Raw genomic sequence first — 18,724 nt, 5'->3', positions numbered from 1 at the left:
GGCCAGCTACTCCTCGCCTCCGGCAGCGCCGACGCCACGGTGCGAATCTGGGATCCGACCACCGGCCACACCCTGCACACCCTCACCGGCCACACCAGCTGGGTCTTCTCGGTGGGGTGGGCGGCCGGCCCCGACGGCCAGCTACTCCTCGCCTCCGGCAGCGCCGACGCCACGGTGCGAATCTGGGATCCGCACACCGGCCACACCCTGCACACCCTCACCGGCCACACCGGCGAGGTCTGGTCGGTGGGGTGGGCGGGCGGCCCGGACGGCCGGCTGCTACTCGCCTCAGGCAGCGACGACGCCACGGTGCGAATCTGGACGGTGACCCTCCCACCACAGCCGGACACCGCCACGGCCGATCCGGTTCCGTCCCGGTGGCACACCGCCGCCGCCGGACTGCTCCAACTCGGCGCGGGCGGACTATGGCCACCACTGTCCCTCGTCCACGACCTGATAACCCTCACCAGCCACACCGGCGACACGACCAGCACGGACAACCCGGACAGCATGCTGTACGACCCGCGGCTGCAAACGTTGGCCGCCCATCCCGGGATCCACCGGCTCCGCCAACTGGCCTGGCCACCGCCCGCCCGAGTCGGGTTCACTGCCCTACTCACCGCCGACCTACCCCCCAACCCCGTCTACACACCCCCACCGGGCAGCACCCCCACCGGCCAACGCGACCTGCTGCACACCGCCCTGCACAGCCCGACCAGCCGTCCCGCACCACCACCGGTCAGCCTCGACCGGCTCCACACCGCCGCCGACCACCTCACCGGCCGGCTCACCGCCCTGCTCACCATCGTCGGACCCGACGCGATCACCACCGACCCCACCCTCGCCCTGCGCCTGCGCGACCGCGCCCCGACCATGCCCCCCCTGACCGGCACCCAGCTCACCCTGCTCGCCGACGCCACCACCACCCTGACCACCAGCAGCCACCGTGACCACGCCGCCACCGGTATCCACACCCCCGGCACCGCCGGCATCACCCACCACGGCACGATCAGCAACCTGCTGCCCTCCCAACTCGCCCTCCCCGACGACCTCTTCCACCTCCGCCTGGCCCGCGGTGAGCTCCTCTACCGCCTCCACACCGCCACCCCCACCGCACCACCCCACCCGGTCACGATCATCCTGGACACCACCCCACCCACGTGCGGACCCGTCGAAACCGTCCTCCGCCTCGCCGCACACCTGCTCACCGTCACCCTCTGGCGCACAGGCCAGCACCCCACCCTCATCACCCTCGACCAGCCCGCCCTGCCACGCCCCCTCACCAACCCCGCAGACCTGACCATCCTCTGGACCGCCCGCACCCTGCACCCCCCCAACCTGCACGCCGCGCTGCGCACCGCCAGCCACACCCCGACGCCCACCACCGTGATCCTCACCCACCATCACCTCGCCCACGACCACCCCGTCCACCCCGGACCCCACCTACGCCTCCTGACCACCCACCCCCCCGGCACCCCACCCCCCAACCCGGGCACCACCCACACATCCCGCACCGCCACCGCCACCGCCACCGCAGACGGGCGATACCACCGCCACCTCCCACCCCACCCCACCGCCGCCACCCTCACCGACGCCATCCACGCCCTACTCACCCCGACCACCGACGACCAGACCCACATCGGCAGGCCTGCTGGACTGGACAACCACCAGCCGCCGACGCGGGGCTCGGGCGAGCCCTCGCCCGCCGGCCGAAAGATGTGAATCCACTGCTATGGGAGCAGCACGAAAGTCACATCGTTCAGACGACCGCCGACGCGGGGCTCGGGCGACCGCTCGCCCGCGAGCGCGGGGCTCGGGCGACCGGCCATCCGCGGTCGGAGCACGTCATGTCTGACGGCCGATGGCCTGACGGCCGATGGCCTGACGGCCGATGGCCTGACGACCGACGGCCTGACGACCGACGGCCTGACGGTCTACCCGGGCCGCAGTGGCGGCCGGCGCTACTCGGTGAACCTGCTGAAATCGAGCCCAGCGCGAGCGAATCCGGCGACAGTGACGCGGACACCGGGCGAATTCGTTGCCTACTGTGCCCGCACGGCTGCGAGCTGGGGGTCGGCGAGACCGGCGTCTGTGCCGTGCGGCGTAACCACGCCGGCGTGCTGGAGACCGCCACCTACGCCGTCGCCGTCGCGCACCTCGACGCGATCGAGCGCAAGCCGCTCTACCACGTCCGGCCGGGGAGCCGGGTGCTCACGATCGCCGGGCCGGGATGCTCGTTCCGCTGCAACTACTGCGTCAACCACAGGTTGTCCCAGTACGGCCAGGTCGCCGACGTCGCCTGGACGGCCCGGCCCGCACAACCCGCCGAGCTGGTCGCGCAGGCCGCCGCGGACGGCGCGTCCCTCGGCATGTCCTACAGCGAGCCGAGCCTCGCCCCGGAGCTGACCCTGGACCTTGCGGCCCTCGCAGCCCCGGCGGGCGTGCCGCTCGTGTGGAAGACCAATGGTTTCCTCACCGCGCCCGCGATCGACCTGGTCGCGGGCGTGCTGGACGCGGTGAACATCGACGTCAAGGCCGCGCGGGAGTCCGCCCATCAGCGGCTCACCGGTGCGCCGCTGCGTCCCGTGCTGGACGCGGTCGAGCGGTTCCGCGCCGCCGGCGTGTGGGTGGAGGTGTCCACGCCGCTGATCCCCGGCGTGTCCGCCGAACCGGACGCGCTGCGTGCCATCGCCCGCCACCTCGCCGGCATCGACCCGGACATCCCCTGGCATCTGCTGCGCTTCACCCCGGACTTCCGGATGCGCCGGCCGCCCCCGACCAGCCCGCAGGCCCTGGCTGCGGCGCGGGCGGCAGGGTGGGACGCCGGCCTGCGGTTTGTCTACGTCGAACGGGCACTCGGCGCTGCCGGCCGGGAAACCCGCTGTCCGGTATGTGAGATGTCGCTGGTGCAACGCGGCATCTGGGAGACACTGGAATCGGTGGTCACGCACGGCACCTGCCCGCACTGCGGGCAGCCGATCCCGGGACGATGGGGGGATGATCGGTGAAGCAGTCCACCGATGGCAGCGGGACGGATAGCAGCCAGACAGACGGCAGCGGGCCGGACGGAAGCGTGGCGGACGGCCGGACCGGCGGTAACACGTTCGTCGAGTCTCTACCGGACCTCATCGACGGATCCGAATACGCCGACTATCCGGATGGTCGGCTGGTCCGGTTGCAGATCACCGTGACCGAGTCCGGGGTGGAGATCATCGGCGACGCGTTCCGTCCGGCCGTCCTTGAGGCGCTGCTGGCGGACCTCGGCGGTGGCCCCACGGAGCAGATGCTGTGCGGCTGAGCTCTGACCCCCCGGGTGCCGGCGAGTTGGCCGCGCTCGAAGCCGGCATCAGCGAGGGGCTGGACCCACAACCATCCGGTGAGGCACTGGAAGGCAGTCCGGTCGGCGGCGACGGGAGCCGGACCGCCGTCACCCACTCGGAGTCATGGTGGACGCACCTCAGATGCAGAACATGCGGTCACACCTTCCGTCGCGGGGACAGGGTCCGCGTGCGCGGGGCCGATGACGCCGCTCTGGTCGTCCACCTTGATCCGGCGCTGCGCTGCGAGGGCGAAACCGCGACAGACACCGCGAACAGAACTGCGAACGGAACCGCGCAGGACGCCGGGAAGGACGCCGAGGACCTGGCCGCGTTCGCCGCCGGTCTGCTCGACGCCTGGCCGCCCGCCGGGGACGTACCGGTCGTCCGGCTCGCCCCGCACGCGCTCCAGGTTGCCCGGCCCGACATGGGGCCGGACGCCCCGAAGTTCCTGGACGCCCCGAAGTGCCTGGTCTGTGGTCACACTTTCCGGGCGGGCGAGCACGTGGTGGTCTGTCCGTGCGGCATGTACCGCGGGTTCTGCGTGGCGGCCGTGCACCGGGACCCGGTCGCCGGCCTGACCTGCTGGGATGACTGGCGGCCCGACGGAGAGCTCACCCACTGCCCGGTCACGCTCAACCGGGTGGAGCGATGACCCTGGTGGGTGACCGCTACGCCCGCCACCGCCTGATCCCCGACTGGGACCAGGACCTGCTCGCCACCAGCACCGCGGTGATCGTCGGAGTGGGCGCGCTCGGCAACGAGGTGGCCAAGAACCTGGCACTCGCCGGTGTTGGACGGCTGATCCTCTGCGACCCGGACACGGTCGCGGCGAGCAACCTCAGCCGTGCCGTGCTGCTCGAACCGGAGGACATCGGACGACCGAAGGTCACCGCCGCGGCCACCGCGCTGGCCCGGCTCGCCCCGGATGTCGCCGTCGAGACCCGACAGGCCGACCTGGCCGCCGGGGTCGGCCTCGGCGAGTTGGCCGACGCCGGGGTCGTCCTGGGCGGTCTCGACGCCCGGCGTGCCCGGTTACGCCTGCTCGGGCGGGCAGCGCTGGTCGGCACGCCACTCGTGGACGGCGGCACCTTCGCGTGGGGCGGCGAGATCCGGTTGCGGATGGACCCGGGCGAGCCCTGCTACGGCTGCTCGCTCACCCCACACGAGCGCGGTGAGTCCGACCTGCCGTGGAGCTGCGCCGAGATCCGGGCGGACGGTCCGCAACCGGCGTCGATCGTGGCCACGTCGATCGTCGCCGGGTGGATGACGCTGGTCGCGTTGCGCGTGCTGTTCGGCAACCCGCCGGAGTACCGGATGCTGCGCATAGACGGCGGCACCGGCCAGACCGCGCCGGTCACCCTGACCAGGGACGGTCACTGTCCACACCACCGGCCGCTGGACGGGCCGGTCCACCCGCTGTCGGTCGATCACCATGCCACCGTCGGTGAGCTCCTCGAAGCCCTGCACCCTGGTGCGGAACCGCTGACCTGGGCACCGTTTTCCGTCCCAGGTCAGTGCCACCACTGTGGTCGTCATCACGATGGCGATGACAACGGTCACGGTGAGGAGCAACAGGGTCAACAGGGTCAACAGGGGCAGCAGGGGCAGCAGGGGCAGCCGTCGAGATGCCGGGGTTGCGGGCGGGCTGTCCGGGTCCGGCGCAGCGAGCGGCTCCGCGACGCCGACCCTGGGCGACGCCTGCACGACCTCGGCGTGGCACCCGAGGAGATCCTGGCCGTCGCCATCACGACACACGCGGATGAGCAGGCCGAGTTCCAGTGGCACCGGTTGGCGACCCCGACCCCGACCCCGACCGACCGCCGAACGACGGGCACGGCCGCTCGGACGACGACCTCGGGCGCCCGAACGACGCACCGCCGGACGACGCCCCCGACCGGGACGTCCGGCAGCGGCTCAACGATGTGAATCTGGTGCTACTGGAGCAGCACGAGATTCACATCCTTACCGCGTGATCCGCGGTCAGGACGCGGTCAGGACGCGGGCGGCGGGGGCGGCTCGTCCTTGGCGACTCACCCCGGGCGCTCTTATCCGCTGGCGGAGGTGCGTCGGTTGTCGATGGCGCGACCGCCTTTGTTGATCTCAGCGCGCACCTGTGCGACCCGTTGATGGGAGATACCGAGCAGTTCGCCGACGTCGCGTACGGACAGCGATGTGGGTAGGTAGCAATAGGCCCCAGATCGGGGGCATTACGATCTCCGGCCGATCTATGGGTCAGCAGACTTCGCGGTGGGGAGGGACGCGAATCTCCCGCGGGTACTCCCACATCGCCTTGAGCAGGTCGTACGCCTGGGGGCAGCCGACCTCGCCGAAGGCGTACGCCTCGGCCAGTACTCCGGCAGCGTCCAGCACGCGCAGACCGCTGGGACGACGGCGAACGAAGTCTGCCGCGGGCCCATCATCGGTGATGAAGATCCGGTCGCGAGCATCCGTCCGCTCCAGGACACGGATCGACTCAGCCTCACCCAGATGCCTCAATGGTTCGGCGGACCTCCCACCCAAGCCGCGACGGATGAGGTCGACCTTTTCGTCTCCAGCTTCATCGAGGCGGAACGGAGCCCCCAGCCAGCCGTTTTCGAGATCGAGCACCCTTTGTAGCAGCGGTTCGGCGCGGAGGCCACGACGAACTTCGTGGCAGACGCTCTCCGTCCATCCTGCTCGACTACCGTATCGACACCCCAGGACCCAAAGAGCGTCAACTACAGCGAAGTTCTGCAGTGTGCACGCGTCAATCAGGACCAGCTGATCCGTCGAAGGTGTCGGCGCCGGGATCGGTCGCCTGTCTGGACTCACCTATCCAGCCTACGCCTTGGGTAGGCAAGACCTTACAAGACGAGTTCTGTATCGGTGTTCGCCATCTCCTCCTCAGTCATTGGAGCCAGTGGCTGTAGCTGCTTGAGGAGCACGTTTTCCGGAACGCTCGTAAGCCGCGCGAGGACGCGGACGCTGATCCCGCCGCTGTTGTATGCCTCCATTGCCCGCTGCAGCAAGCTGGTCGGCAGGCGGCGCGATCCAATACTCTGCAGCTGCCGCTGGTACTCTTCGGCACGTCCTGTCATGAGGACCAGCCTGCGGGCGGACAGCTGTCGAACCCGGTCACGCCCCGCCGCGTCGACCAGTTCAACGTTATGCAGACGGAATGCGAGCGCATCCAAGCTGACCCTGAACCGAGTAAGCATCGCGCCGATCGACCGCTCGGTCGGCCCTCCCGGACCCAACGACCGGCGCACGCTTGTCTCAGGCATAAGGAAAGCGGCGGCAAAACTGTTGGCTCTCGTCTCCTCGCGACTGTGTCGGCCGTAGAGGTCCTCGTCAATCGTGATGCCATTCGTATCGCCGTGGGTGTCACCTGCGGCGATATGTCCGATCTCGTGGGCAAGCGTGTAACGCTGTCGAGTGGCCGGAATAGCGCTACTCACGAGGGCCAAGCGGTAGTTACCTCGGGCTACACTCAAGCCATCCAACCCAGTCGGAAGGGGTTCGACCGCAACATCTATGCCCAAACTCTGTTCACAGAAGTCGGCCAGGTCTTCGATGTCGGCATCGCCTGCCCCGGCGAGCTCCCGTACCTCACCGGCAAGCTCGTCGGCTTGACGCACTGGATTATCCTGGCGAATTTTCAATGGAAAACGACTCGGCGATGAGGGCATGCCGAGGTCACACAGCAGGACATCAATTTCGAGGAGATCGTCCACGCGGCGCAGGGCCTGCTCGACCGCAGGGCTCGTATCGGGTTGCGCGCGTGCCGAGATCCGAGTGACTCCCCGCTCGTCGCTCCCGAGCAGTTCGGCCACCGACACCCCGGTCGCCTCGGCGATGAGCGCGAGCTCCAAGGTGCTCAGACGCCGCTTGCCGCTGAGCACCTTGGACAGTGCGGTCGGATCCATACCGGCGGCCTTCGCAAGCGCCTGCTGGGTCATGCCTGACTCCCGCAGCGTCTGGCGTATGCGGTCGGCGAGAATCTCAGGTTTCACGTAGCCATGATACGTCGATACTTGCGAAAATCGCAAAGTCCATGGTGGTAATCGTTGCGACGTCGGCGCTGTGGCGGCGGGGGGTTCCAGCGGTATCGGTTGGCGACGCCGACGCCGACGCCGACGCCGGGCGCCCGAACGACGCACCGCCGGACGACGGCGCCGACCGGGACGTCCGGCAGCGGCTCAACGATGTGAATCTGGTGCTACTGGAGCAGCACGAGATTCACATCCTTACCGCGGGATCCGCGGAAAGGCGACGAGCCGGGCCGAGAGTAGTCGATCTCCCCCGCCTCCAGCAGTTTGATCAACGTCGGGCGAGAGGCACCTCGCAGATCCGCGGCCTCACGTGTCGTCCGTCGTCCGTCGTCCGTCGTCCGTCGTCCCGCAAAGTGCAAAAAACGCAACCGACTGGCGCCCGCGCGCCGAGCGCCCGGTTTGGGTGGCGTCTCCCGTACCAGGACGTTGTCATCGCTGTGGCGAGGACTACGCTCACGTTACGGCGCAACTGGGGCAACCGTTGCGACGTCGGCGCTGCGGAGGCGGGGGGTTCCAGTGGCACCGGTTGGCGACGGCGGCAGGTCGCCGAGCGACGGGATCTCGAACGACTGCCCTGATATCCACCTGAATGGGGACGACCGGGACGACCTCCGGGACACACTCGCCACGGTCTATACAACGGAAGCTGCCGCCTCCACCGTCCTCAACCAGATCGACTTCCCGCTTGCCTACCGCCCGGTTCTCCAGGGCAGTAACCCGGAGCAGTGGTGGAGCGAGATCTTCCGCGAGTTCAATGCCGGAACTCTCGAGGGTGCGCCCTACCGAAGGCTGCTGCGCACAGCCAGGCGTCGTTTCCCCGGCAACGCCGTGTTTCAGCGCCTCGCTGTGGCCTATCTTGACAATCAGCATGTTGACGCTGGTGATCGGGACAACGAGACTTCGGTGTCGGCCACCGAAAATGGGGCTGAGCCGGCGGAAGCCGAAGTGGGGCCGGCGCAGAGCTGCCATGTGATTGTGCGGGCGAGTTCGGAAGCGGAGCGCCGCAAGGCCGCGGAAATCCTCACGAGCCTCGACCTGGGACCACACGAGTTCTGGTCGACCGCGCATGCGGTTTCCTACCGGGTCAACGACGAGAACACCGGACGGGTGCGGGAGCGGCTCGAGGAAACCGACCTCGGGTGGACGGTTGTCCCGGCGGGTGAACCCGACTACGTGTTCCAGACGCTGTACGCACGGGGGCCGGACGGCCGGCAGTTCCGGTTGAATGACGCCCCCGCCCAGCAGACCGTCGCCAACATGGCTGCTTCGGTAATGGACGAGTACCCGCCTGGTTACGCAGGCCCAACCCGCTCCATTGTCGTGGACGCGGTGCAGGACGACGGCTCGGGACGGCGGCTCGACGGGGACGACACCCTGCACCGAGCGGGGTTACGCGATGGCTCCCGGACCCGGATCGGGGTGGAGGCCCAGGCCGGGGCGCTCAACCCGAAGGACCGGCAGGAGGCGCTGCACCGGGTCCGCAACCAGCTTGTCGCCTACGCGCGGGCGCATCCCCGATTCCAGGTGCGGGCCAATTCCACTCTGCTGCCCACCGAGTACGAGCTGGAATTCGTCCAGGCGAGTTTTGGGCCGGGTGCGATACCCGGCGACGATCCGGTGACCGTCAACCGGCATGTCGTTCTGGTGCAGCTCGGATCCGAATTCCCCGAAACGCCACCGCTGGTTTTCTGGCTGACTCCGATTTTTCATCCGAACGTGTTCCCGAACTACGACTGTGACCAGGCTCGGGAACACGAGGCCCAGCAGGGGTTGGTATGCCTGGGAGCACTGGCCGAGTCCTACACGCCGTCCCTGGATTTCGGTGAGCTGTGCCAGATCCTGGTGGATATGGCCGCCTTCCGGAACTACAGTCTGCAGGAGGAAAGCGGCCAGCTGGATGCCTTCGGCGCACCTGAGGTTCGCGTCAACTACTATGACCGGGCAGCCGCGGAATGGGTTAAGGCGAACCAGGCTCGGATAGCTGAGATCGGCGGCCGGGTCCTGTTCCGGGCGCCGCGGCGCCGTGCGGGTTACCGCAACGTGGTCGAAAGCATTGTCGGAACCGTCGCCGACGACCGGCCCGCGACCGTCCCCGAGGACGACCCGCAGGCCGGGGCCGGGGCCGGCGGACGATGAGCGCCGAGGTCGAGCTGTACCGCACCGACGACTATGTCCGGGTCGGTCGGGTGCCGCTCGTCCCGCTGTTGCAGGCCATGTTCGAACGGGTGCTGGGCGAGGCCTTGGTCGGCAGCCGTTTCGAGCTGTCGTTCCTGCCGGTCGCGGACCGCTCCGAGCTGGCGGGTAACCCGTCGGTGGTCAACCTCCGGTCGAGCCACGGCTACGTCCAGGTGCGCATCGTCCGGGATGGTCGGCTGCTCTACCAGCATCCGCACGCGGTCCGGGAGATCATCGCCCGGCCGTTGCAGCGGCTGCTCGCCGAGCAGATACCGGCGGAGACGCACTGGGGGTTCGGTATCCGCGGCCCGGGATTCGATCGAGTGGCGCTTGTCCGGCCCGCCCCGGAGGTCGAGGGTCGGGTGGAGGTGACGGTGGGTTCCGGCAGGCCGAGACTCTTCCATCTGGAGGAGATTCACGAGCCCGATCCCCCGACCGCGACCCTCGCTGAGCTCGGCGCCGACATGGCCGCGATACCCGGTGCCGAGGCGGCGGAGGCGGCGGAGGCGGCACCGGCGGCCTCGCCGGGAGTCGCGGTGGTGGTCGACCGTGACGTCGCGGACGCCCTGAAACACCGGATGACGTTCTCGACGGAGGTGGAGGAGGGTGGTTTCCTCGCCGGTCACGTCTACCGTGACGCCGACCGCCCCGGCAGCCACCTCGTGAAGATCACGGCGGCGATCCCGGGGGAGCGGACCGGCGCGTCGCTGCTGCACTTCACCTTCACCGGCGAGAGCTTCCTGCGGATCAACGAACAGCTGGCCAGGAGCGGCCGGGACGAACGGCTCGTCGGCTGGTACCACACCCATCTGTTCCCGGCCACCAGCGAGATCGGGCTGTCATCGATCGACGTCGAGCTGCACACGACCACGTTCCGCCGGCCCTGGCAGGTCGCCGGCCTGGTCAACATCGACCGGCATGACCGGGATGACCGAGTGCTGCGCTTCTACCACGCCCAGGCCACCGCAGCCGGGGCTGGCGCACCCGACGCCACCGCAACCGAGGACATGGTGCTCGCCTCCTACTGGGTGGCGACCGGATGACGGTGCCCATCAGATGAACAGGGCTGTCGGATGAACCGGGCCGCCGGATGAACGCGGAGACGACCGCGTGCCGCGTGCTCGCCTGGGCCGGTGACACCACCGGATGGTCGGCGCCACCGCCGGTCGGCCCGTTGCGGGAAACCGGCGCGCTCGCCCATCCCGCCGCCGCCACGCTGACGGCGCTGCGGGAGCTGACCCGCGACACGGCCGCGAGGCTCGGGGCGGGATCACCCCCGTTCGCAGACCGGTCGCCGGTCGGTGCGGGGGCGCTGCTGCTGGCCGCCGCGGTCGGCGGTCGGGCGCAGACTGGCCCGGCGCGGGCGCTCGCCGAAGCGGCCCCGGCACTGCGACCGGCGACCGATGGCTGGGCCGACGCCCTCGCCCGGCATGCGGTGGTCGCGCCGACGCTCGCGGCGTGCCGGGCCGTGCCCGAGCTGGCAGACACGCTGCTGCGGGCGTCCACGCTGACCGCCGTGCTGTTCCGGCCGGCGGCCAGCCGGGTGAGCGCCGGTGCCACCGCGACGGAAGTCGCGGCCGCCATCGATCTGCTCGGTCGACCGCGCGGGCGGACGGTGCTGACCGCGGCGCTCGCCGGATGGTCACCGGACCCCGCGGTGCTCACCTGGCGCGCGGAACTGCTGACCCGGCTGTCCCACGATCATCCGGGCGTCGTGCTCGACACCTACCTGCTGGCCCGGCTGCGCCACGGCGCCGACTGGGACCGCCGGTTGACCTGGGCGGCCAGGGCGCTGTCCGGTTTCGGCCTGCCCGACGACCTGCCCGTCGCCACCGTCGGATTCTGGGCGCCGCTGGTCGCCCTGAACCAGCGGGACCCGGAACTGATCCGCTCCCGGACGCTCCTGGACGGCCACCGCGACGCGCTGAACCTCGTCCGGCGGTACCGGCTCGGCCTGTCGGCAGGCGCGGCATGAGCGGCCGGATGCGCAGCCTGACGCTCGTACCGCTGGACCGGACGGCGTTCCACGACCGCTACGTGCTGGCCGGGACCGACGAGCCGGATCTCACCCTCGGTGAGCTGCTGGCCGATCTGCCGGCGTTCAGTCTCACCCCGCTTGATTCCGCCTATCTGGACGTGCCGGTCGGACGATTCGTCCTGGAACTGGTCGAATTCGACCCGTCGACCCCGCTCTATCCCCCTCCCGGCCTCGACCTGACGACCCTCGTCGCGGCCCGCTCACCCCAGGACAGCGGGTCGGCAACCGGTATCGGGCCCGCTGCCGACGCCGGGGCCGGCATGGCCGGACAGGGCATGGCCGGGTCGGGCGTGGCCGCGGAACTGGGCCATCCGGAGACGCTGAGCGAGCGGGAAGCCGTCCTGATCGCGCATGATATGGAGATCAACCGGGCCGTCGCGTACCTGGAAAGCGGCCTGTCCGTCCTCATCCGGTGCGAGAAGTTGCTGGTCGAACACCTGGCGCACGAGATCGCCGGGCGGTCCGGCCGGTCGGCGCGGATGCTCCGGCTCGGCGGCGGGTCCGCAGCGGCCGGGACGGCGTCGGGAATGGCGCCGGGAATGGCGAGCGGCCTGGGGGATGCGACCCCGCTCGGCGGCGGGCGCCGCGCCGAACTGCTGGCCGCCCTGCAGGTCGCCGTCACCGACGCCAAGCCGGGTGACGTGGTCGTCGTGCCGCACCTGGATCTGCTGGCCGGCGGCACTGACGCGACGCTGACGAGCGAGGCCCGCGAGCTCACCGACGTCCTCTACGAGCGCAGCGCCTGCGTGCTGCTGGCGTTCACCGACCCGTCCCTGGTGATCCCCGAGGTGCTGGCCAACCGGTTCGCGGTGCGGCTGTCGATCGAGATCCTGCCCCGGGAGGTGACGACCCGCTCCGGTGAGCGGGTGCCGGTCGGCCGGGCGCTGGTCACCCGCGCAGAGGCCGAGCTGTTCGACGGTTTCGACGCGACCGACCTGTACAAGTACGTGGCCGGGATGAACGCCGTCCGGTTCCGCAACGCCCTGCGGTTCGCCTACCACCAGCATCGGCCGGCGATCGGCGCGGCTCGGCGGCCGACCTTCGCCGACCTGCGCCACGAGCTGCGGGTGTTCAAGGCCCGCACATCCAGCTCGTTCGAGGTGCCGAACGTGCCGTTCTCGGCGATCGGCGGCTATGGGGACGTCAAGGCCGAGCTGGAACGGGCGCTTACCATCGTCGGCGGTGCCGTCGACCTGCCCGAGCATCTGCGCCACGACCTGGTGCCACGCGGGTTCATCTTCCACGGCCCGCCGGGGACGGGCAAGACGCTGTTCGCCAAGGCCGTGGCCGCCCGCCTGGCCGCCACCATCCTGGTGGTCAGCGGGCCGGAGGTCACCGACATGTATGTCGGGGAGAGCGAACGCAAGGTCCGTGAACTGTTCGCCGAGGCCCGCCGCAACGCCCCGGCCGTGGTCGTCTTCGACGAGTTCGACTCGATTGCGGCCAGGCGCTCCGGCCGGGACGACGGCGGCAGCCGGGCGGGCAACGCGATCGTGGCCCAGTTGCTCACCGAGTTGGACGGTTTCCGGCCCGAGGTGCCAGTTCTGATCATCGGTACGACCAACCGGATCGATCTGATCGATGACGCTCTGCTGCGGCCGAGCCGGTTCCGGCCGATCAGAATCGACCTTCCGCAGGAGGATGCCCGCCGGGAGATCGCCCGGGTGCACGCCGACCACTTCGGTATTCCGGTGAGTCCAGCGCTGGTGGACGGGATCGCGCGGGTCACCGAGGGGCTCAACGGCGACGAGATCCGCTCGGTGTTCCGCGACGGCCGCGCCGACGAGCTGGTCGGAGCCGACCGGCGACGCGCCGACGCCCGCCGGCTCGGCGAGCTGATCGGGGCGCTGAAGGCGGCCCGCGGGCAACGGGAGCGGGAGAAGAACCCCCGGCTCGGTCGTTCCGGTGACGGCCAGCGCCGGGTGACCCTGGTCGGCCCGATCAGGCTCACCGGGGTCGCTGGGCGCCGGAGCGTCACGGATATGGTTCCGATCATCACCGATGGGGAAGAGATCACCGCATCATGACCACGACCACACCAGTGCTGGACCAGCCGACCAGGGTGCTGGCCCGGACCTTCGCCACCCGGCTCCACGACGTCAAGCAGAGCTTCGTCGGCCGGGACGAAGCGGTCGACCTGGTCGCGCTGGCCGTCCTGTGCCGTGAGCACGTCCTGCTCGTCGGGCCGCCCGGAACCGCCAAGACCAGCCTGCTGGAACGCTTCCGGCGGATGCTCGACGCCCGCTACTTCAGCTACCTGCTCACCCGGTTCACCGAACCCGCCGAGCTGTACGGGCCGGTCGACATCCGACGGTTCCAGACCGAGGGCGTCTACCAGGTCAACACGGCCGGGATGCTCCCCGAAGCCGATATCGCGTTCCTGGACGAGGTGTTCCAGGGCAGCTCGGCGATCCTCAACACGCTGCTCACCCTCATCAACGAGCGGACCTTCCACAACGGCGCCCAGGCTGTCCCGGCCAACCTGATCACGCTGCTCGGGTCGTCCAACGACATCCCGGACGACCCGGTGCTGGCCGCGTTCAGTGACCGGTTCCTGCTGCGCTGCCGGCTCGACTACGTGCCAGACGACGACATCGAGGATGTTCTCGCGCTCGGCTGGCGCGGCGAACAGACTCTGATCAACCTTGCCGGCGTTCCCGGTCCGTCCGGTCCATCCGGTCCATCCGGTCCATCCGGTCCATCCGGAGGACGGTCCGGACGGTTGTCCGGACCGTCGGACGAGCCGGCCGCGCGGACCCGGGTCGGTTTCAGTCTCGCCGACCTGCTGACCCTGCAACGCGCCGTCGCCGACATCGACCTGACCGCTGTGCGCGGACCGTTCGCCCGCATCGTGCGCTCGCTGCGCGCCGAGGGCGTCGCCTTCTCCGACCGGCGCGCGGTGAAGGCGCAGAAGACGTTCGCGGCGTCCGCGCTGCTCGCCACCCGCGCCGCCGCGGAGATCGCCGATCTGGCTCCGCTCGTCCACCTGTGGACGAACCCGCGGGACGAACAGACGATGCGCCGGATCGCCGCCGACGCAGGCATTCCCGTCGACCAGCCGGGCCACACCGTCCGCAGCCTCGGCGAGCTGCGGATCGACCTCACCGAGCTGGTCGGCCAGCGCGAACGGGTCGCCGGGGCCGAGGAGTTCAAGGAGCTGCTGCGGCGCGGTCAGCGGCTCGCCCTGGAACTGCGCCGCGAGCATCCCGACGCCCGCGACCTGCTCGCCGGCGTCCAGCAGCATCAGCGGGAGACGCTGACCATCTTCCGGGAACGATTCGCCGAGGAGGGGCTGGTCGATGTGTAACCCACGTCGGGTCCGCGTCCGCGCCACCCGTGATCTGACCGACGCCTGGGAGCAGGAGGTCCGCCGCCAGGTGACCCGGCGTGGACAGGCCGTCGGGGACGCACGGGTCCGCGAGCCGCTGGGCAGCAGCATCGGCGCGCCCACCCTGGCCGCGCTGAGCGGCGTCCTCGCCCGCACCGACGGGTGGGAACGGGACGGTGAGTCGTTCCGACACGCCCTCGACGGCGGCTACCTGCTCTACCACCCGGCCACCCGCGAACTGGAGATCGTCGCGGAGGTTGCCGCCGAGGTGGCGGCGTCCGCCGAAGTCGCCACCGTCGTACGCGGACAGCTCGCCGAAACCGTCGAAGGTGAGGGCGAAGGCACCTACTACGACGACAACTACGGCGGCCGGACGGAGACCCACGCGCGCCGGGACGCCGAACGCAACGCCGCCCGGGCCGTCGATGCCCAGGTCGACGCGCTGCTCGCCGCCGCCCGGGCGCAGGCCGACGACGCCGAAGGCACCGCTGTGGAAGCCGCCGCCGTGGCCCGCGCGGACGCCGCCCTGGCGCAAGCCGCGACCGCCCGCGTCGAGGCGCTGCGCCGGGAGGCGGCGACCCGGCTGGTCGCCGTCGGCATCCAGGGGCGCAACATTTTCCATCAGGCGCTGGCCGGCGCCTACCGGGACGCGATCCTGGCCTACGCCCGAGCCAGGCGCGCCGAGGGCATCACCTGCTCGGAGAACGGCGGCGTTCTCGACATCGAGTTCGAGCTGCAGATCTGACGGTCTGACGGTCTGAAGAGCTGTAAATCTGCAAATTCGTGACGGTTCGTGTTGGTTGCGGAACGTGAGGATACGGGGGTGAACGTATGCGGGTCCGGGTGAAGTTCCGCTACCGCGCCGACACGGGCGAGGTCGAGGTGTTCCGCGTCGAGGACACCGGAGAGGGTGCGCCCGCCATCGACCACGACGCCCGCCACGACCGGGTCACCGCCGACATCGCCCGCATCGTCGAGAACAGCGCCCTCATCGAGCAGGAAGCTCCGCAGGTCGCACCGGCCGGCCGCGAGCAGGTCGGGCAGCGGCCGACCGAGGAGCCCTCGACCGAACAAAGGGCCGAAGGGGGGCCACGGCTCCGTGACTGACGCCCCGTTGCTCGACCGGGCCGCGACCTGCTACCTGCGGGCCGGGCAGGTTGCCGAGGCCGCGCGCTGCTACCGGGACGCCGGCCTGTTCCCGCGGTCGGCCGACCTGTACGCCCAGCTCGGTCGGTACCGGGACGCCGCCGCGGACTACACCGCGGCCGGTCTCGTCCACGTGGCGGCCTGGACACTTGCCCATGAGGTGGGTGACCCGGCCGCCGCCCGCGCATTGCTGCTGGGCCACCCATCCCACCCATCCCACCCATCCCATCCATCCGGCCAGGCCGGCCAGGCCGAGCCGGCGGTCGCGGCGATGTTCGACGCCCTGTTGCGTCGACAGGTGCTGGCCCGCTGCGATGTCGCCGACGGGCTACCCGACCGGCATATCCTTCCCGTGCTCGCCGACGTCCAGGCGATGCTGGCCGGGCCGTCGGTTACCGAACCCGCCTGGCCGGCGAACTCCGCCAGCCGCCGCATCGAGGAATGGGCGGTTGTGCTGGCCGAGGCCGCCTACCGCTATGACCAGGTCGCTCTCGTCTTCGCCGCGGCCGTGCGCGGTCGCCGCACCGGCGCGGAGCAACGGTGGGCTGAATGGTCGGCGCGGGTGCTGCACACCGAACTGACCCTGCCCTCCGGCGCTGTGTCAACAACAGCAGCCGGGCCCACGACCAGCCTGTCCGCGGGGTAGCCGATGACCCTGGGTCCCGATGATCGTCCGGTCTCCGGTCAGGGGCGACGTGCTTTCAGTCTCGACGAGATCCGGCCGGACGAGGTTCCCGTTCCGCAGGCATCCCCGCTACCGGAGCCCACGCCCCCGGACGCGATCCCGATCCCGATCCCGATCACGGTCGCCCGGAACGGACCGACCGTCCGGCCGGAGCCTTCCACCGGACAGCCCGGACCGGACGGGTCCGCTGACTCCGCCGGCCTTTCTGCGCAGGTGGTGGAACTCGCCGGCAGGTTCGGCTCCGCATCCGCGGCGTTGGTGTTTGCCGGCTCACTCGTGGCGACCGGGCACCGTGACAGCATCCAGTTCCTGCGGGCCGACGGACTGGAGGAACCGTCAGGCGTCTCGACCACTGCCAGCGCCGGGGGCTGGTGGGTGGCCGTAGAAATGGGCCTCGACCTGGGCCGGGAACTGGTGTCAACCGCGTCCGGCCGGCTGTTCGTCCACGCCGACGGATGGTTCCGGCCCGACCGTGGCTGGGGCGCCACACCGGTCACACCGGTCACACCGGACGGCGACCGTGGGTCGGTGCCGACGTCCGGGCTTCGTCCGGTGAGCGTCGTCGAGGTGGTCCGGACCGCCGGACTCCACCCGGTGGCGGCCGGCACATCCACCGAGGCGGTGGTCCTGCTGCCCGGTGCGCTGGCCTGCGAGGTCATCCAACGCGTCCTGGAGCTGGGGCTGTCGGTGAGCTACCGGCCGGTCCGGCTGGGGCCGCTGTTCGACGCCCTGCTGTCCGGTCCTGTGCTGCCCGGGGCTGCTGCCGGACCGTTCGGTGGCGGCCGGGTCGCCACCGAACTGCGGCTGTCCCCTGCATCGGGGGAGGCGCTGCCCGCGTCCCTACTGGCTGCGCTCGATCATGACCCGTTCGTGCTGGTCTGCCGGACCACCGGCGACGGGCTGCTGCTCCAGCACGCCATGGCGTCCGCCCTGCCCGACCCGCTGCTCGCCGACCTGGTGGACGCCGGCACGTGGGTGCTGGCCGACGGCTCGTTCGGCTGCTGGCGGCTGGTCGGCCTGGGCGAGCCCAGCGACGGAGCCGCGCTCGTCCGGCTCGCCGACGGCTACCGGTTGGAACCACCGGACCGGACCATTCCGGTACCGGACACCACGTTGTTGCGGCTGGACGGGCGGCTGGATGGGCAGCCGGTCGCGATCGTGCCGGGCCGCACCAGCGGTGTGGACATCGCCGCGGCGCTCCTCGACGACGACGATCTCGCCAGCGTCCCGCCGCTGTTGGAGGGGCACCCACTCGCCGAGATCGCGTTCGTCGTCCGCGGTCGGGACAGGCACCTGTTGCTCGCCCCCGGCGGTTTGCTCGAACGGCTGCCGATCGGTGAACCGCTGTACCGTCTCGGCCCGGGTCCGCTGTTCCTGCCGGTCGGCTACCGGACGCGCCCGCGACTGCCCGAGAGCGCCCGCCAAGCCCTGTTCGGCGTTGTGGACGACGTTGCCGTGGTGGCACTGCCGGACCGGGCCGTCGCCTTCGACCTGCGCGCCCGCCAGCCGGTCTGGACGTTGTGGGCCGGTCCCGGCCCCGATCTGGACCTTCAGCTCCCACCGGAGACCGTCGCGGCGCTGGCGGAGGTCGACGCACAGGTCACCCCGCGCCCACCCGAGGTGGTGCCGGTTGCCGCGCCGACGCCGACGCCGCAACTGCCCGCCGGCGGCGTGCAACGTGCCCGAGAGCTGTGGAAAAGGCTGCGCAACCGCGTCCCGGCCGCACCGTCGGCACCGCGTACCTGGCTGGATGACGCGCTCGAGGCCGAGCTCGCCGATAACTTTGTCGGGGCTGCGGCGCTCCATGAACGCAACGGTGACCCGCTGCGGGCCGCCCATCTCTACGAACGCGCCGCCCGCCAGAACGGAACCCGCATCTCGCCGTGAGGCCCCGCCGTCGTCCGAGCCTCGCGTCGGCAGGCCGGCGGTCGTCCGAACCCCACGTCGGCGGTCGTTCGAGCGATGTGACTTTCGTGCTGCTCCCATAGCAGTGGATTCACA

At 70.5% G+C, this 18,724-nt stretch carries 15 protein-coding genes and 2 pseudogenes; 14 read left to right on the top strand and 3 right to left on the bottom strand.

Annotated features, from left to right (window positions below; translation table 11 throughout):
* The 5 genes and pseudogenes from U9979_RS13960 to U9979_RS13940 all read left to right on the top strand — a co-directional run.
* A pseudogene (locus tag U9979_RS13960) lies at nucleotides 1–1,722 on the top strand (hypothetical protein); the annotation flags it as partial.
* A gap of 125 nt (nucleotides 1,723–1,847) precedes the next feature.
* On the top strand, nucleotides 1,848–3,008 hold the full coding sequence (gene amrS / locus U9979_RS13955) for an AmmeMemoRadiSam system radical SAM enzyme (protein WP_322779709.1): 1,161 nt from the start codon (nucleotides 1,848–1,850) through the stop codon (nucleotides 3,006–3,008).
* A 65-nt stretch (nucleotides 3,009–3,073) separates the two neighbouring features.
* Complete coding sequence (locus U9979_RS13950; RefSeq protein WP_416220171.1) at nucleotides 3,074–3,298, top strand: radical SAM-modified peptide, FtsH ternary system-associated; 225 nt, start codon at nucleotides 3,074–3,076, stop codon at nucleotides 3,296–3,298.
* Entirely contained in the window at nucleotides 3,289–3,972 is a 684-nt protein-coding gene (locus U9979_RS13945) for a hypothetical protein (RefSeq protein ID WP_322779707.1), read from the top strand. Before U9979_RS13950 ends, U9979_RS13945 begins: the two co-directional genes overlap by 10 nt.
* On the top strand, nucleotides 3,969–5,246 hold the full coding sequence (locus U9979_RS13940) for a ThiF family adenylyltransferase (RefSeq protein ID WP_322779706.1): 1,278 nt from the start codon (nucleotides 3,969–3,971) through the stop codon (nucleotides 5,244–5,246). Before U9979_RS13945 ends, U9979_RS13940 begins: the two co-directional genes overlap by 4 nt.
* Nucleotides 5,247–5,552: 306 nt before the next feature.
* Here the strand turns inward: U9979_RS13940 and U9979_RS13935 are convergent, their stop codons facing one another.
* The 3 genes and pseudogenes from U9979_RS13935 to U9979_RS25215 all read right to left on the bottom strand — a co-directional run.
* Nucleotides 5,553–5,927: a hypothetical protein gene (locus tag U9979_RS13935; RefSeq protein WP_322751250.1), complete on the bottom strand. Its 375-nt coding sequence runs from the start codon at nucleotides 5,925–5,927 to the stop codon at nucleotides 5,553–5,555.
* Between the two features lie 236 nt (nucleotides 5,928–6,163).
* Complete coding sequence (locus tag U9979_RS13930) at nucleotides 6,164–7,312, bottom strand: XRE family transcriptional regulator (protein ID WP_322779705.1); 1,149 nt, start codon at nucleotides 7,310–7,312, stop codon at nucleotides 6,164–6,166.
* A gap of 263 nt (nucleotides 7,313–7,575) precedes the next feature.
* A pseudogene (locus tag U9979_RS25215) lies at nucleotides 7,576–7,668 on the bottom strand (DNA-binding protein); the annotation flags it as partial.
* A 199-nt stretch (nucleotides 7,669–7,867) separates the two neighbouring features.
* On the opposite strand from U9979_RS25215, the gene U9979_RS13925 reads away from it, so the two are divergent.
* From U9979_RS13925 to U9979_RS13885, 9 genes are all read left to right on the top strand, one after another.
* Nucleotides 7,868–9,487 carry an effector-associated domain EAD1-containing protein gene (locus tag U9979_RS13925; RefSeq protein ID WP_322779704.1) on the top strand — a complete coding sequence of 540 codons (1,620 nt, stop codon included), beginning with the start codon at nucleotides 7,868–7,870 and terminating at the stop codon, nucleotides 9,485–9,487.
* On the top strand, nucleotides 9,484–10,569 hold the full coding sequence (locus U9979_RS13920; RefSeq protein WP_322779703.1) for a JAB N-terminal domain-containing protein: 1,086 nt from the start codon (nucleotides 9,484–9,486) through the stop codon (nucleotides 10,567–10,569). Before U9979_RS13925 ends, U9979_RS13920 begins: the two co-directional genes overlap by 4 nt.
* A gap of 47 nt (nucleotides 10,570–10,616) precedes the next feature.
* Complete coding sequence (locus U9979_RS13915) at nucleotides 10,617–11,501, top strand: hypothetical protein (protein WP_322779702.1); 885 nt, start codon at nucleotides 10,617–10,619, stop codon at nucleotides 11,499–11,501.
* Nucleotides 11,502–11,509: 8 nt separating this feature from the next.
* Nucleotides 11,510–13,591: an ATP-binding protein gene (locus U9979_RS13910; protein ID WP_322779701.1), complete on the top strand. Its 2,082-nt coding sequence runs from the start codon at nucleotides 11,510–11,512 to the stop codon at nucleotides 13,589–13,591.
* On the top strand, nucleotides 13,588–14,871 hold the full coding sequence (locus tag U9979_RS13905) for an AAA family ATPase (protein WP_322779700.1): 1,284 nt from the start codon (nucleotides 13,588–13,590) through the stop codon (nucleotides 14,869–14,871). The genes U9979_RS13910 and U9979_RS13905 overlap by 4 nt, the downstream gene beginning before the upstream one ends.
* Nucleotides 14,864–15,637, top strand: coding sequence for a molecular chaperone DnaJ (locus U9979_RS13900; protein WP_322779699.1), 774 nt, complete (start codon nucleotides 14,864–14,866; stop codon nucleotides 15,635–15,637). Before U9979_RS13905 ends, U9979_RS13900 begins: the two co-directional genes overlap by 8 nt.
* A gap of 86 nt (nucleotides 15,638–15,723) precedes the next feature.
* On the top strand, nucleotides 15,724–15,999 hold the full coding sequence (locus tag U9979_RS13895; RefSeq protein ID WP_322779698.1) for a hypothetical protein: 276 nt from the start codon (nucleotides 15,724–15,726) through the stop codon (nucleotides 15,997–15,999).
* Nucleotides 15,992–16,684 (top strand): hypothetical protein, encoded by a 693-nt coding sequence (locus U9979_RS13890; protein WP_322779697.1) that lies wholly within the window; start codon nucleotides 15,992–15,994, stop codon nucleotides 16,682–16,684. The genes U9979_RS13895 and U9979_RS13890 overlap by 8 nt, the downstream gene beginning before the upstream one ends.
* Before the next feature lie 3 nt (nucleotides 16,685–16,687).
* Nucleotides 16,688–18,610, top strand: coding sequence for a hypothetical protein (locus tag U9979_RS13885; RefSeq protein WP_322779696.1), 1,923 nt, complete (start codon nucleotides 16,688–16,690; stop codon nucleotides 18,608–18,610).
* Nucleotides 18,611–18,724: the final 114 nt, after the last annotated feature.

The sequence above is a fragment of the Protofrankia sp. Cas4 genome (assembly GCF_963555915.1).
Taxonomy (GTDB): domain Bacteria; phylum Actinomycetota; class Actinomycetes; order Frankiales; family Frankiaceae; genus Protofrankia.
The sequence above is the reverse complement of the archived record's forward strand: the minus strand, read 5'-3'. Positions and strand labels throughout refer to the sequence as shown.

Excerpts from the sequence above, each read along its gene's own strand:
- amrS (WP_322779709.1), top strand. The coding sequence starts at position 1,848 with ATGTCTGACGGCCGATGGCCTGACGGCCGATGGCCTGACGGCCGATGG.
- U9979_RS13940 (WP_322779706.1), top strand. The coding sequence starts at position 3,969 with ATGACCCTGGTGGGTGACCGCTACGCCCGCCACCGCCTGATCCCCGAC.
- U9979_RS13920 (WP_322779703.1), top strand. The coding sequence starts at position 9,484 with ATGAGCGCCGAGGTCGAGCTGTACCGCACCGACGACTATGTCCGGGTC.
- U9979_RS13915 (WP_322779702.1), top strand. The coding sequence starts at position 10,617 with ATGAACGCGGAGACGACCGCGTGCCGCGTGCTCGCCTGGGCCGGTGAC.
- U9979_RS13910 (WP_322779701.1), top strand. The coding sequence starts at position 11,510 with ATGCGCAGCCTGACGCTCGTACCGCTGGACCGGACGGCGTTCCACGAC.
- U9979_RS13905 (WP_322779700.1), top strand. The coding sequence starts at position 13,588 with ATGACCACGACCACACCAGTGCTGGACCAGCCGACCAGGGTGCTGGCC.
- U9979_RS13900 (WP_322779699.1), top strand. The coding sequence starts at position 14,864 with ATGTGTAACCCACGTCGGGTCCGCGTCCGCGCCACCCGTGATCTGACC.
- U9979_RS13895 (WP_322779698.1), top strand. The coding sequence starts at position 15,724 with ATGCGGGTCCGGGTGAAGTTCCGCTACCGCGCCGACACGGGCGAGGTC.
- U9979_RS13885 (WP_322779696.1), top strand. The coding sequence starts at position 16,688 with ATGACCCTGGGTCCCGATGATCGTCCGGTCTCCGGTCAGGGGCGACGT.